Annotated in this window: 1 protein-coding gene; it reads right to left on the bottom strand. The window is 72.4% G+C overall.

The features are described 5' to 3' along the window. The coding region (locus VGH76_RS21220) for a non-ribosomal peptide synthase/polyketide synthase (protein WP_331558701.1) at positions 1–16091 on the bottom strand (16091 nt) is incomplete at its 3' end. Positions 16092–16116: the final 25 nt, after the last annotated feature.

Raw genomic sequence — 16116 nt, 5'->3', positions numbered from 1 at the left:
TGGTGGAAGGTCCAGGCGACCTGCACCTCGGTGTCCGACAGACGCGCGATCGCCAGCCTCAGCAGCGGGGCGGTGCTCAGATCCATGCCGGCGGCACGGTCCTCGTCGAGCAGCCGCGCCAGCTCGTCGGGCCGCGCGGCCGCCGGCAGCTCCGTCCAGTCGAGGTGGCGCACCGGCACGGTGGCCGTTCGGTGCACGACCTGCACCGGCTCGTCGACGCCCTCCCAGGCGATCGACGTACGCAGCACCGGGGTGCGGTCGACCACCTGCTGCCAGGCCGCCGCCAGCGTCCGCGGGTCACGGACCCCGTCGAGGATGAACGTGGCCTGTTCGAGGTAGACGCCCTGATCGGCCTGGGCCAAGCCGTGGAACACCATCCCGGCCTGCATGGGCGTGAGCGGGTAGATGTCGTCGACGTCGCGACCGTCGCCGGCGAGCCGGTCGACGGTCGCCTGGTCGATGTCGGCGAGGGGGAAGTCGGAGGGCGTGCGGCCCCCGGCGCCGGGTCGGGCGCAGTGCTCGACGATCCCGACGAGGGCGGCGACCATCTGGGCGGCCAACCGCCGGATCGTGGCGTCGGCGTGCACGCCCGCGGCGTAGGACCAGCTGATCTCCAGGCGGCGGTGCTCGACGCGGGCCAGCACGTCGAGGGCGTGGGAGCGGCCGGCCCGCGGGTCCGCGTCCCCGCCCAGCCCGCCGGGGGTCCCGGCGAGCAGGCCCCCGTCGTCGGGAGAGGCCCAGTCGAACTGGCCGAGGTAGTTGAAGCTGATCTGCGGCCCCGGGTGGTCGGCGAGCCCGCTGGTCGGGGTGAGGTAGCGCAGCGCCCCGTAGCCCAGGCCGCGGCGGGGCACTGCGCGCAGCTGCTCCTTGACCGCCTTCAGCGCAGCGCCCCACCCGTCCACGGGCCGGTTCCGGTCGAGGGGCGGCAAGTCGAGTGCGACCGGGAACATGCTGGTGAACCAGCCCACCGTGCGGGAGAGGTCGACGTCGTCGAACAGGTCCTCGCGGCCGTGGCCCTCCAGGTCGACGAGCACCCGGTCGTACCCGGTCCAGTCGGCCAGCACCCGACCCAGTGCGGCGAGCAGCACGTCGTTGATCTGGGTGCGGTAGACCGCCGGCACCGCCTGCAGCAGCGCGGAGGTCTGCTGTTCGTCCAGCGCCACGGTGACCGAGTGCTCGTTGCCGGTCGCCTCCGCGGCACCGTCGACCGGCAGGCTCGGGTCAGCACCGTCGACGATCCCGGTCCAGTAGTCGCGCTCGTCGTCGAACCCGCCGCCGGCGGCGTGCTCGGTCAACCGCAACGCCCAGTCCCGGAACGAGGTCGTCTTGATCCCGAGCCGCACCGGGTCGCCCCCGGCGGCCTGGCGGTACGCCGTGACCAGGTCCTCCACCAGGATCCGCCAGGACACCCCGTCCACCACCAGGTGGTGGACCGCGAGGAACAGCACCGGGCGGCGGGCGCCACCCAGGTCGAACAGCGCCGCCGCGAGCAGCGGGGGGTGACCGAGGTCGAACCCGCCGTACACCTCCTCGGTGACCTGCCGGATGCGCGCGTCCTTCCCGGTCGGGTCCAGCCCCGACAGGTCGTGCCGGCGCAGCACGTCCACCGGCTCGACCGGCCCGTTCTCCTGTCGCCACTGCCCGCCGGCCCTGTCGGCCCCGTCGGCCCCGTCGGCCCTGTCGAACCGCATCCGCAACGCGTCGTGCTGCGCGATCACCGCGGCCACCGCCGTGGCCAGCGCGGCCTCGTCGAGGTCCTCGACCAGTTCCACCAGCAGCGATTGGGTGAACCGCTGCGGGCTGCCCGGGGCGGACGCGAAGAACCACCGCTGGATCGGGGTCAGCGGCACCGCACCGGTCACCGGGCCCTGCTCGACCGACTTCGGCGCCGCCCGTGTCAGGCCGGAGACCAGCGCGCCCACGGTCTGATGCCGGAAGACGTCCCGTGGCATCACGTCCAGTCCCGCCCGCCGGGCCCGGGACACCATCTGGATGCTGAGGATCGAGTCGCCGCCGAGTCCGAAGAAGTTGTCTTCCACGCCGACCCGGTCCACCCCGAGCACCGCCGCCCAGATCTCGGCCAGGGTCTGCTCGGCCTCGCTCCGCGGGGCCACGTAATCGGTGTGCGCTGCCTCCACCGGCTCCGGGGCGGGCAGCGCGCGCCGGTCCACCTTCCCATTCGCGCTCAGCGGGAATCCGTCCAGCACGACGAACACCGACGGCACCATGTAATCCGGCAGGCTCACCCTCGCGAGCTGACGCAGCGCCGCCGGGCTCACCTCCGTCCCGGCCACCGGCACGACGTAGGCCACCAGTCGCTTGACTCCTGGCTGGTCGTCGCGGGCGAGCACCGCCACCTGGGCCAGGTCCGGGTGCGCCCCCAGGGCGGACTCGATCTCGCCGAGCTCGACGCGGAACCCGCGGATCTTCACCTGCTCATCGGCCCGCCCGACGAATTCGACGGTCCCGTCGCCGGTCCACCGCACGACGTCGCCGGTGTCGTACATCTGCGAGCCCGGCTCGCCGAACGGGTTGGCGACGAACCGCTCCGCGGTCAACCCCGGCCGGCCCAGGTAGCCGCGGGCCAGCCCGGCCCCGGCGATGAACAGCTCGCCGGGCACGCGGGGCGGCACCGGCTGCAGGTCCTGGTCCAGCACGTAGACCTGCATGTTGTCCAGCGGGCCGCCGATCGGCACCACGTCGGGTACCGGTCCCGCCCCCGACATCCGGTACGACGTGGCGAACGTGGTCGTCTCGGTCGGCCCGTAGCCGTCGACCACCACCAGCTCCGGGCAGGCCTCCAGCACCCGGCGGACCGCGGTCGCAGGCACCACGTCCCCGCCGGTCCAGACCTCGCGCACGCCCGCGAGGCACTCCGGCGCGTCCTGTGCCACGACCCGGAACAGCCCAGCGGTCAACCACAGCGCGGTCACCCGGTGCCGGGAGATCGCCCGACCCAGCGTGTCGACGTCCAGGTCCCCCGGCGGGAGCACGACGACCCGGCCACCGCGCAGCAGCGGCACCCACAGCTCGTAGGTCGAGGCGTCGAAGGCCAGCGGCGAGTGCAGCAACACCCGCCGGTGCGCGGTGTCGTCGAAGCGCCGGTCGAAGGCCAGCGCCACCGCGTCCCGGTGGCGCACCGCCACCCCCTTGGGCATGCCGGTCGAGCCAGACGTGTACTCGGCGTAGACGAGATTGTCCGGGTGCACGTCGGGCACGGGGGAACCCGGCTCGTCGGCCGGCGGTGCGGCGGCGTCCACCACGACGAGCTGCCCCGGGTGGGCGGCCCTGGCGGTCGACTCCCAGCTCAGATCGGTCAGCAGCACCGCGGCTTCGGCCTCAGCCAGCACCAGCCGCATCCGGTCGACCGGGGCGCGCAGGTCAAGCGGCAGGTAGGCCCCACCGGCCCTGGCCACGGCCAGCACGGCCACCACGAGCCCAGCGGAGCGGTCCAACAGCACGCCGACCCGGTCCTCGAGGCCCACCCCGAGCCGGATCAGATGGTGCGCCAATCGGTCCACCCGGGCATCCAGCTCGGCGTAGGACAACTCCACGTCCCCGTCCACGACCGCGGTTGCACCCGGGGTGCGGCGCACCTGCTCGGCGAACAGGCTCGCCACCGTGCCGGCGGGGACGTCGTGCTCCGTGTCGTTCCAGGCCGCCACGACTTGACGCCGCTGTGCCTCGCTCAGCATCGGCACCTCGGCGATCGGGCGATCCGGGCCCGCGGCCAGGCCGTCCAGCAGCATCTCGAGATGCCCGGCCACCCGCTCGACCGTGTCGAGGTCGAACAGGGCGGGGTCGTAGTCGATCATCACCGACAGCCGGTCGCCGGGCGACACCACCACGCCGAGCGGGTAGTGCATCGGCTGGACGTCGTGCATCTCGCGGATCGCCATGCCGTGCGCCGCAATGGCCTCGTCGTCGAACGGGTAGTTCTCGACCACGAGGATGCTGTCGAACAGGTTCGCGCCGGCGGGCACCCCGCTCCAGGCCTGCAGCTGGGCCAGTGATGCGGCGTCGAACGGGCGCGACTCGGCCTGCTCGGCCTGCAGGCCCCGCAGCCACGCCACCACGCCGTCTCGGCTCGGCACGCTGACCCGCGTCGGCACCGTGTTGATGAACAGCCCGACCGTCGACTCCACGCCGGGCAGATCGGCCGGGCGGCCCGACACCGTGGTCCCGAAGACCACGTCGCGCTCGCCGCTGTAGCGAGCGAGTAGTAGCGCCCACGCCCCCTGCAGAACGGTGCTCAGCGTCAACCCACTGGATTGGGCGAACTCGCGGAGCCGGGTGGACTGCTCGGCCGACAGCACCCGCCGCACAGTGTCGCCGGGCGCGCGTTGCCCCTCGACCGGTTGCCGGTCGTAGGGCAGCGGGGTGGGCGAGGAGACCCCGTCGAGCACCCCTCGCCAGTACCGCTCCGTCTCGGCGGAGTCGCGTTCGCCGAGCCACTGCACGTAGTCGCGGAACGGGCGCCGTACGACCGGCGTCAGCTCCTGGCCGCCGACCATCGCGGCGTACCGCTCGCACACCTCCCCGAACACGTGGGCCGAGCTCCACCCGTCGAGCAGCACGTGGTGGAAGGTCCACAGCAGCAGGATCTCGTCGCCGGGCAGCGCCGCGACCGTCAGTCGCAGCAGGGGGGCCTCGGTCAGGTCGAACGCCTCGGCGCGGTCGGTGGCGAGCAGCGCGCGCGACCTCTCCCGCCACTGCGCCTCGGGCAGGCCGGTCCAGTCCTCGTGGCGCACCGGGACGGCGACGCCGCGCTGCACCACCTGCAGCGGTTCGTCGACGCTCTGCCAGACCATGCGGCTGCGCAGCATCGGGGTGCGGTCGACCACGTGCTGCCAGGCGACGCCCAGCGCCTCGGGGTCGGCGACCCCGGACAGCCGCAGCTGCACCTGGTTGAGATAGACCCCGGAGATGCCGTCGACGAGGCCGTGGAACAGCATGCCGGCCTGCGTCGGCGTGAGCGGGTAGATGTCCTCGACGCAGCGGCCGTCTCCGACGAGGCGGTCCACGCCTGCCTGGTCGAGGCGGGCCAGGGGGAAGTCGGATGGGGTGCGGCCCCCGGCCCCGGGTGCGGCGCAGTGCCCGATGATTGCGCGCAGCGCGGAGAGCATCTGCTCGGCCAGGCTGCGGACGGTGGTCTCGTCGTGAACGCCGGCGGAGTAGTTCCAGTCGATCTCCAGGCAGCCGTGCTCGACCCGGCCGACCACGTCGAGCAGGTGCGCCCGGCGGGCCGCGGGGTGGGCATTCCCGGCCAGTCCGCCGCGCAGCCCGCGCAACAGGCCGTCGTCGTCGCCGGTGGACCAGTCGAACTGGCCGAGGTAGTTGAAGCTGATCTGCGGGGTCGGCCCGTCGGCGACGCGGCCAGCCTCCGTGAGGTAGCGCAGCGCGCCGTAGCCCAGGCCGCGGCGCGGCACCGCGCGCAGCTGCTCCTTGACCGCCTTCAGCGTCGCCCCCCAGTCGTCACCGGACAGGACGTCGAGCGCGATGGGGAACATCGTGGTGAACCACCCCACGGTGCGGGACAGGTCCACGTCGTCGAAGAGGTCCTCGCGGCCGTGGCCCTCCAGGTCGACCAGCACCTGGTCGCGTCCGGTCCACTGGCCGAGCACCCGGCCCAGCGCGGCGAGCAGGACGTCGTTGATCTGGGTGCGGAAGGCCCCTGGCACGTCCTGCAGCAGCGCCCTGGTCAGGTCCGGGTCGAGGTGGACAGTGACGGAGCGTTCCGAGGCGGTCGTGCTGGGACCGTCACCGTCGGTGGGCAGGGCAGGGTCGGCGGCGGCTTGCCCCGTCCAGTGGCCGAGCTCGTCGTCGAATCCCCCGGCGCGGGCGTGCTCGCAGAGGCGCATCGCCCAGTCCCGGAATGCGGTGCTCTTGACTCCGAGCTCCACCGGCCGGCCGCGGAGCGCCTGCCGGTACGCGCTGTCCAGGTCCTCCAGCAGGATCCGCCAGGACACCCCGTCCACCACCAGGTGGTGGATCGCCAGCAGCAGCACCGGGCGGCGGGCGGTCCCCAGGTCGAACAGCGCCGCAGCCAGCAACGGAGGCCGGCTCAGGTCGAAACCCGCGTGCACGTCGTCGGTGACCTGCCGGACGCACGCGGCCTGCCCGTCAGGATCCAGCGTGGACAGGTGGTGTCGGCGCAGCAGATCCACCGGCTCGACCGGCGCGTTGTCCTGGTACCAGCGCCCGTCGCGATGCTCGAAGCGCATCCGCAGCGCGTCGTGGTGCTCGACCACGGCGGCCAACGCAGTCACCAGCGCGGCCTCGTCGAGCTGCTCCACCAGCTCCACCGTGATCGTCTGGTCGACCTGCTCCGGGTACGCCGGCTGCGTCGCGAACAGCCAGTGCTGGATCGGGGTCAGCGGCACCGCGCCGGTCACCGGGCCCTGCTCGTCCGCCCGGGGCACCGCCTCGGCTGTCGTCGCGACCAGCGCGGCCACCGTCGGATGGTGGAACACGTCACGGGGCATCAGGTCCAGCCCCGCCTGCCGGGCGCGGGATACCATCTGGATGCTGAGGATCGAGTCGCCGCCGAGCTCGAAGAAGTTGTCCTCGACGCCCACCCGGTCCACCCGGAGCACGTCGGCGAGGATTCCGGCCAGCACCTGCTCGGCCGCACTCCGCGGGGCGACGTACCCCCGGCCCACGACCGTGGTCACATCCGGGGCGGGCAACGCCCGCCGATCCAACTTCCCGTTCGAATTCAGTGGGAACGTCCCCAGCACGACGAACGCCGAAGGCACCATGTAGTCGGGCAGGACATCCGTCAGATGCGCCCGCAGGGCCGCGACGTCGACCCCGTCGCCCGCCGGCACCACGTAGGCCACCAGCCGCTTGTGCCCGGAGTCCTCCGCGCGCGCGACCGCAACGGCCTCGGCGACGGCCTCGTGGGCCAGCAGCGCCGCCTCGACCTCGCCCAGTTCGATACGAAACCCGCGGATCTTCACCTGGTGGTCGGCACGGCCCAGGTACTGCAGCTCGCCGGCGGTGCTCCACCGCACGACGTCCCCGGTGCGGTACATCCGGCACCCGGGCTCGTCGAACGGGTTCGCCACGAATCGCTCGGCCGTGAGGCCGGGGCGGTTGAGGTAGCCCCTCGCCAGGCCGGCGCCGCCCAGATACAGCTCGCCGGGTACACCGGGTGGCACCAGCCGCCGCGAATCGTCGAGCACGTAGGCCCGCGTGTTCGTGATCGGCCGCCCGATCGGCGGTGTCTGCGCCGGGTCGGTGCCGTCGGACTGCCAGGCGGTCGCATACACCGTGGCCTCGGTCGGCCCGTAGATGTTGGCGAGCCGGCTACCCGGGATGGCCGCCTGGATCTCGCGCACTGCGCGTGCCGAGAGCCCCTCGCCGGCCAGCACCACGTTCTGCGCCGCCACCGCCACGGCGCCCTGGGCCAGGACCTGGGCCAAGGCTGACGGCACGGCACTGACCAGGCTCGCCGCCCACCGACCGGCTCGCGGTTCGGCCAACGTGAGCAGGTCCCGGACCACCTCGATGCTGCCGCCGAGCATCAGCGGGCAGAAGATCTCGAACACCGAGACGTCGAAGTTCAACGACGTCGACGCCACCACCCGCGACAGTGCTGAGGCACCGACGTCCGAGGCCGCCCAGCGCACGAGATTCACCACGTTCTGGTGAGCGACCACGACGCCCTTGGGCCGCCCGGTCGACCCCGAGGTGTAGATCATGTACGCGGGGTGGGCCGGCGACAGCGGGCACGCCCGGTCGGTGTCGACCACGTCGTTGCCCGGGAGACCGGCCAACGCCTCGGTGGTCTGCACGGCGTCCAGGACCAGCCGGGCCACTCCCGGCACCGCGGGCACCCGCTCGCTCAACTCGCTCGTGGTCACCACGAGCACCGGCCCGGCGTCCTCCAACAGGAACGCGATGCGCTCCGCCGGATAGGCCGGGTCGATCGGCAGGTAAGCCGCCCCCGCCTTCACCACCGCGAGCAAGGCCACGATCGTCTGCGCCGACCGGGACAGCGCCAACGCCACGAACCGCTCTGGTCCGGCCCCACACTCGATCAGCAGCCGGGCCAGCCGGTTCGCTCCGTCGTTCAGCTCGGCATACGACAGCTCGACACCCTGGAAGACCACCGCCACGGCGTCCGGTGTCCGCTCCACCTGCGCCTCGAACAGCTCCGGCAGGGTGGACGGAGCGACGGCGAGGTCCGTCTGGTTCCACTCCACGAGTACCCGGTGCCGCTCGGCCTCGCCGAGCAGATCGATCTGACCCACCGCGATCGTGGGCTCGGTGGCGATCGCGCTCAGCACGTGGACCAGGTGATCCGCCAACCGCTCGATCGTGGCGGCATCGAACAGGGCCGGGTCGTAACCCAGCTCGATCGACAGCTGCCCGGCCGGAGACACCATCACGCTGAGCGGATAGTTGGTGGTCTCGATGGCCTGCAGCTCGCGCAACCGCAGGCCGCGCGCCGCCGCGGCGTCGTCGGTCATCGGGTAGTTCTCGAAGATCACGATGCTGTCGAACAGGTTGATCCCGCCGGGGACGCCGCTCCAGGCCTGCAACTGCGTCAGCGGGAGATGCTCGAAGCGCCGGGCCTCGACCTGGGCGGCCTGCAGTTCCCGCAGCCAGTCCCAGACAGGGGCGGCGTCGTCGACCTCGGCCCGAACCGGCAGCGCGTTGATGAAGATCCCCGCGATGTCGTCCACCCCGGGCAAGTCGCCCGGGCGCCCGGACACCGTGGCACCGAAACAGACGTCCCGGCGGCCGCTGTACCGCGACAGGACCAGCGCCCACGCTCCCTGCACGACGGTGTTGACCGTGACGCCGTGCCGCTGGGCGACCGCCCGGAGCCGGTCGAACTCCTCGGTGCCCCACTCGACCGCGATCCGCTGCGCGGACCGTGTGGTGTGCGACTGGGTCGGCAGCCGGTCGTAGGGCAACGGTGTGGGCGAGTCGACGTCTCCGAGTACCCCTCGCCAGTACTGTTCGGCTTCGCGGTCGTCCTGGCCCGCCAGCCACTCGAGGTAGTTCCGGAACGGAGGCCTGGCGACCGGTTCGGGCGACCGCCCCTGGGCGAGCGCGGCGTGGCAGGCGCTGACGTCGGAGAGCACCTGGAACACGCTCCACCCGTCGAGCAGCACGTGATGGAAGGTCCACACCACCTGGACCTCGGTGTCCGACAGGCGGGCCACCACCAGGCGCAGCAGCGGAACGGCGCCCAGGTCGAGGCCGGCGGCGCGGTCCTCGGCGAGCAGCCGCATCAACTGGTCTCGCCGCACGTCCTCGGACAGCCGTGTCCAGTCGAGGTAGCGCAGCGGCATGTCGACGGTCCGGTGCACGACCTGCAGCGGCTGGCCGACACCTTCCCAGACCACGCGGCTGCGCAGCACCGGTGTCCGGTTGACCACCTGCTGCCAGGCTGCCCCGAGCATCCGTGGGTCGCGGACGCCGTCGAGCACGAACGTCGCCTGCTGGAAGTAGACGCCCTGATCGCCCTGGGACAACCCGTGGAACAGGATTCCGGTCTGCATCGGTGTGAGGGGGTAGATGTCCTCCACCGCGCGCCCGTCTCCCACCAGCAGGTCCACCGTGGACTGGTCGAGGCAGGCCAGGGGGTAGTCGGAGGGGGTCCGGCCTCCGGCGCTGGGTTGGGAGCAGTGCTCGACGACGCCGCGCAGCGCGGCGAGCAGCTGCTCGGCCAGCGTGCTGATGGTCTCGTGTCGATGCAGGTGTTCGGAGTAGTACCAGGTGATCTCCAGGCACCGGTGCTCGACCCGGCCCACCACCTCCAGCACGTGCGCGCGGGGCGCCTCCGGGCTGACGTCCGCCTCCAGTCCGCCCAGCGAGTGCAGCAGACGGCCGTCCCCGGTGGGTGCCCCGTCGAACTGACCGAGGTAGTTGAAGCTGACCTGGGGGACGATGTCGTCCGCGGGATCGAGGCTGCCGGTGAGGTAGCGCAGCGCTCCGTGGCCGATGCCGCGCCGGGGCACGGCGCGCAGCTGTTCCTTCACCGACTTCAGCGTGGTTTCCCACCCGGCACCCGCGGGCACGTCGAGGGCGACCGGGAACACGGTGGTGAACCAGCCCACGGTGCGGGAGAGGTCGACGTCGTCGAAGATCTCCTCGCGGCCGTGGCCCTCCAGGTCGACGAGCAGCCGGTCGCGTCCCGTCCGCTGGCCGAGCACCCGGGCGAGCGCCGCGAGCAGGACGTCGTTGACCTGGGTCTGGTAGACCCCCGGCACCCGCTGCAACAGCGCGGCGGTCTCCTGCTCATCGAGGTGTGCGGTCAGTGAACGGCACGCGGAGACGGTGTTGGGGCCGGCACCGTCCAGCGGCACCGTGGGGTCTCCGCCCTGACCGACCCGCAGCCAGTGGTCGAGCTCGTCGTCGAACCCGCCGGCTGCGGCGTACTCGGTCAGGCGTGAGGCCCAGTCCCGGAAGGAGGTCGACTTCGGCCCGAGATGGACGGCGTCGCCTCGTGCCGCCTGGCCGTAGGCGGAGTCCAGGTCCTCGAGCAGGATCCGCCAGGACACCCCGTCGACCACGAGGTGGTGCGCCGCCAGGAACAGGACGGGCCGCTGCCCGGGTCCGAGGTCGAACAGCACCGCCCGCAGCAGCGGGGGCCGGCCGAGGTCGAAGCTCGCGTGAACCTCCGAGCACGTCGCGGCCATGCTCGCGGCCCGGTCGCCAGGCTCGGCGCCCGACAGGTCGTACACGCCCAGCACGTCGGCCGGCTCGCACGGCGCGTTGTCCTGCCGCCACCCCTCGTCGAGGTGCTCGAAGCGCATCCGCAGCGCGTCGTGGTGCTCGATGACCGAAGCGAGCGCGGCGCGCAGGGCCGCCCGGTCGAGGTCCTCGCTCAGCTGACCGGTCACCGACTGGTCGAAGCGCTCGGGACCCGCGGCGTGGTTGGCGAGGAACCAGTGCTGGATCGGGGTCAGCGGCACGGCGCCCGTCACGGGGCCCTGTCCGACGCGCTCGCCGGTCGCCTCGACGAGGATCGGGGCCAACGACGCGACGGTCTGGTGCCGGAAGACGTCCCGCGACGTCAGGCGGAAGCCGGCCTGCCGGGCTCGGGACACCACCTGGATGCTCAGGATCGAGTCGCCGCCGAGTGCGAAGAAGTTGTCCTCGACGCCCACCGGGTCCACGCCGAGGACCTCGGCCCAGATCCGGGTCAGGGCCCGCTCGGTCTCGGTGCGCGGCGCCACGTAGCCGGCCCCCACCGCGACCCCGGGGTCCGGGGCGGGCAGCGCTCGTCGGTCGAGCTTCCCGTTCGGACTCAGCGGGAGCTCGCCCAGGGTCACGAACGCCGACGGCACCATGTAGTCCGGCAGCGACCCGGCCAGCAGCTCCCGCAGTTCAGCGGCCGCCGGCGGGACGGTGCCGCCGGCGGGGACGACGTAGGCCACCAACCGGGTGGCATCGGGCCGGTCGCCACGGGCGACGACCAGCGCCCTGGCGACACCTGGATGCTGGACCAGCCTGGCCTCGATCTCGCCGGGCTCGATCCGGAACCCGCGGATCTTGAGCTGCTCGTCGGCACGGCCTCCGAACTCCAACTGCCCGTCGGCGGTCCAACGGACGACGTCCCCGGTCCGGTACATCCGTGACCCCGGCTCGGCGAACGGGCAGGCGATGAACCGTTCGGCGGTCAGCCCCGGCCGGTTGAGGTATCCGCGAGCGAGCCCGACCCCCGAGATGTACAGCTCCCCTGTGACGCCCGTCGGTACCGGGCGCAGGGCCCCGTCGAGCACGAAGGCCCGCGTGTTCCAGATCGGTCGACCGATCGCCGGGGTGCCACCCGGGGCCAGCGGCTCGCTCCAGGTCGAAACGACCGTGCACTCGGTCGGGCCGTACGAGTTGATCATCCGGCGACCCGGGGCCCACCGGTCGACCAGCTCGGCCGAACACGCGTCCCCTCCCACGATCACCGTCCGGAAGTCCGGGAGCCCGGTCCGCGCCACGTCCTCGGCCACGGTGGCCAGGGCGGCCGGCGGAATCAACGCGTGGGTCACCCGCTGCCCGGCGAGGACCTCGGTCAGCTGCTCACCCACCAGCGGGCCCGGCGGGGGCACGACCAACGCCGCGCCCACCGGCAACGCCATGCACAGCTCCAGCACCGACGCATCGAAGCTCGGCGAGGAGAACTGCAGCACCCGGTCCCCCGCCCGCACCGCGTAGCGCTCCACCTCTGCCGCGGAGAAGCTCGCCAGCCCGGTGTGCGAGACGACGACCCCCTTCGGTCGCCCGGTCGAGCCCGACGTGTAGATCACGTACGCGGGGTGTTCCACCTGGAGCGTCGACCTGAGATCCCCGCCGGTCGGGGCGCGGTACGGCATCCGGTCGACGACGGCCCGCGTGCCCGGATCGTCCAGGGTCAGTACCGGGGTGCCCGCCGGGCCGGGCAGCCCCGGTGCCACCTCGGTCGTGGTGAGCACCGCGACCGGGTTCGCGTCGGCCAGCATGAACGCGATCCGCTCCGAGGGATACGCCGGATCCACCGGCAGGAAGGCAGCCCCCGCCTTGAGCACCGCCAGTTGAGCCACCACGATCTCGACCGAGCGTGGCAACACCAGCGCGACCACCCGCTCCGGCCCGGCTCCCCGCGCGATCAGCAGGTGGGCCAGGCGGTTGGCGCGGGCCTCCAGCTGTGCGTAGGTCAAGGCCCCACCGTCGAACAGCAGCGCGGGAAGGTCCGCCGCACGGGCCACCTGTGCTTCGAACATCGTCGACAGGGTCGCCGGAGTCACGGGGCGGTCGGTCTCGTTCCACTCCACCAGCACCTGGTGCCGCTCGGCCTCATCGAGCAGCGGAAGCTCGGCAAGCAGGCGATTCGGCTCGGTCGCGATGGCCGCCAGCAACACCTCCAGGTGGCGGGCCATCCGCTCGACCGTGCCGCGGTCGAACAGGTCGCTGTTGTACTCGATCACGAGGCTCAGGGCGTCGTCCCGCGGCACGAACTCCACGACGACGTCGAACCGGGCCGACGGGCGGGGCAGGTCGTGCTCGACGATCCGCAGGCCAGCGGTCTCCCGGGGCCGCACCATCTCGTTCTGGAGCACGACCATGGCCTGCACCAGCGGCGTGCGGCTGGGGTCACGCTCCGGACGGAGCACCTCGACGAGGCGGTCGAACGGGAGCTCGTCGTGGACGAACGCCTCCAACACGGTCTCCTTGACCTCGTCAAGGAAGGTCCCGAAGAGCCGGGTCGGCTCCACCCGGGAGCGCAGCACGAGCGTGTTCACGAAGAACCCCACCAGGTTCTCCAGCTCGGCCCGGTCCCGACCGGAGGTCACGGTGCCGACGGCGATGTCCCGGTCCCTGGTGTAGCGGGACAGCAGCACCTGCACGGCCGCGACGAGGGTCATGAACAGCGTGGCCCCGTGCGCCTGCCCCACCCGAGTCACGCCTCGGACCAGCTCGGCGGGCAGGTCGTGATGGTGCACGCCGCCCGCGGTGGTGCGGACGGGGGGCCGCGGCCGGTCGGTCGGCAGGTCGAGGAGGTCCAGGTCGGCGAGCTGGGATCGCCAGTACTCCAGGTGCTGCTCCATCGCCGGGCCCGTCACCAGCTCCCGGTGCCAGACCGCGAAGTCCGGGTACTGGATCGGCAGCTCAGGTAGCTCGACCGCGGTCCGGTCGACAGCTGCCGCGTACATCGCGGCCAGTTCGTCCACCAGGATCCGGACCGACCAGCCGTCGGTGACGACATGGTGCTGACTGAGGAGCAGCACGTGCTCGTCCGCGGCGAGCCGCACCAGCACCGCCCTCGTCAGCGGACCCTGCCGCAGGTCGAACGGGCGGGCGAGCTCTGTGGTGAGGGCCTCCTCCAGTGCGTCGTTGCGGTCGGCCGGGTTCGTCCCAGACAGGTCAACGGTGTCGAACGGGATCTCCCCGTCCGGCGCGACGATCTGAATCCCGCGCCCGTCGAGGGTGTCGAACGTCGTCCGCAGGGACTCGTGCCGGGCGACGAGGGCCTGCAGCGCGTGATGCAGCGCGTCCGGGTGGAGGTCTCCGGAGAGCCGAAGCCCGATCCCGGTGTTGTACTCGGTTCCCCCGGCGCTTAGGTCGTCGTGCACCCAGAGCCGCTGCTGGGCGGGGGACAGCGGCAACGGCCGCACACGCGGGACGCGCGGTATCCGCCCAACCGAGCCGGCGCGCGCAGGGGCAGGCAACGCCTCCGCGATCCGCGCGACGGTCCGCAGGTCGAACACCGTCCGGGCGGGCAGGGGCACCCCGAAGACCTCTCGGACGCGTGACAGCACCCGGACGTTGAGAATCGACTCGCCGCCGAGTTCGAAGAAGTCGTCCTCGACCCCGACCCGCTCCAGGTCGAGGACCTCGGCCCAGATGTCGGCCAGCGCCCGCTCGGCGTCGGTGCGGGGCGCGGTGGCTTCGGGCCCGACCACGGCCGTGACCTCCGGTGCCGGCAATGCGCGCCGGTCCACCTTCCCGTTGGGGCTCAGCGGCACGACGTCGAGCGTCACGAAGGCCGCGGGCACCATGAAGTCCGGCACCGCAGCCGCCACGTGCGCCCGCATGTCAGGGGGATTCAGCGTCCGGCCCGGCGCCGGCACCAGGTACGCCACCAGCCGCTTCACGCCGGGGCGGTCCTCGCGAGCGATCACTACGGCGTCGCCGACCTCGGGGTGCCGCCGGAGCAGGCTCTCGATCTCGCCCGGCTCGACGCGGAACCCGCGGATCTTCACCTGCTCGTCGGCGCGCCCGACGAACTCCAGCTCGCTGTTCTCCCCCCATCGGACCAGGTCCCCGGTGCGATACATCCGCGAGCCCGGGCCGCCGAACGGGTCGGCCACGAACCGCTCTGCGGTCAGCCCGGGGCGGGCCAGATAGCCCCGGGCGAGCCCGATCCCGGCGACGTACAGCTCGCCCGCGACGCCCACCGGCACGGGGCGCAGGCGGTCGTCGAGCACGTGAACCCGGGTGTTCCAGATGGGGCGGCCGATCGGTGGGGACCCGCCGGGTACGAGGGGTCGGCTCCAAGTCGAGACCACCGTGCACTCGGTCGGACCGTAGGAGTTGATCATGCGTCGACCCGGCGCCCACCGCTCGACCAGCGCGGCCGGGCAGGCGTCACCACCCACGATCACGGTGTGGAACTCCGGCAGTGCCGACCTCGCTGTCTCCGCCGGCACCGTGGCGAGCGCCGCCGGCGGGATCAGCGCATGCGTCACCCGCTGCCCGGCGAGCACCTGGGCGAGCTGATCACCCAGCAGCGGGCCCTGCGGCGGCACGACAAGAGCCGCGCCCACGAGGACCGACATGCACAGCTCCAGGACCGAGGCGTCGAAGCTCGGTGAGGAGAACTGCAGGACGCGGTCGCCCGGCCGCACTGAGTACCGGACCACCTCGGCGGCCGAGAAGCTCGCGAGGCCGGTGTGGGACACGACCACGCCCTTGGGGCGTCCGGTTGAGCCGGACGTGTAGATGACGTAGGCCGGATGCTGCACCAGCAGCGGCGAGACCCGGTCCGCGTCGACCGGCGAACGGTCTGATGTTCCGTCCGCGGCGGACACGACGCTCGGATCGTCAAGCACCAGCACCGGGATGTCCTCGACGCCGGCGAGGACCGAGGCGACATCACGGCGGGTCAGCAACAGCCCCGGGCGGGCATCGGCCAGCATGACGGCGATCCGCTCCGCCGGGTACGCCGGATCGATCGGTAGGAAGGCCGCCCCCGCCTTCATCGCCGCCAACTGGGCGACGACGATGTCCACCGACCGTGGCAGGGCAAGCGCCACGATCCCTTCCGGGCCCGCCCCCCACCCGATCAGGAGATGGGCCAGCCGGTTGGCTTGGGCGTCCAGTTCCGCATAGGTGATCGCCGCGCCGTCGACGAGCACGGCCGGCAGGTTCGGAGTCCTCGCCACCTGGGCTTCGAACAGGTCAGGAAAGGTGGCCGGAGCGACGTTGCGGCCGGTGTCGTTCCACGCCACGTCCCGGTGCCGCTCGGCCTCGCCCACCGAGCCGATCCCGTCCAGAGGCACGTCGGGGTGGGAGGCGCCGGTACGCTGGCCGAGCACCCGCGCGCCGTCGAGGGGTTCCTCGCCGTCCGGGAAGACCGTCGATCCGCGTGACACCATCAACTGTCAAACCTTTCGCGGCACA

Source organism: Actinomycetospora sp., assembly GCF_036497585.1.
Classification (GTDB): Bacteria; Actinomycetota; Actinomycetes; order Mycobacteriales; family Pseudonocardiaceae; genus Actinomycetospora.
The sequence above is the reverse complement of the archived record's forward strand: the minus strand, read 5'-3'. Positions and strand labels throughout refer to the sequence as shown.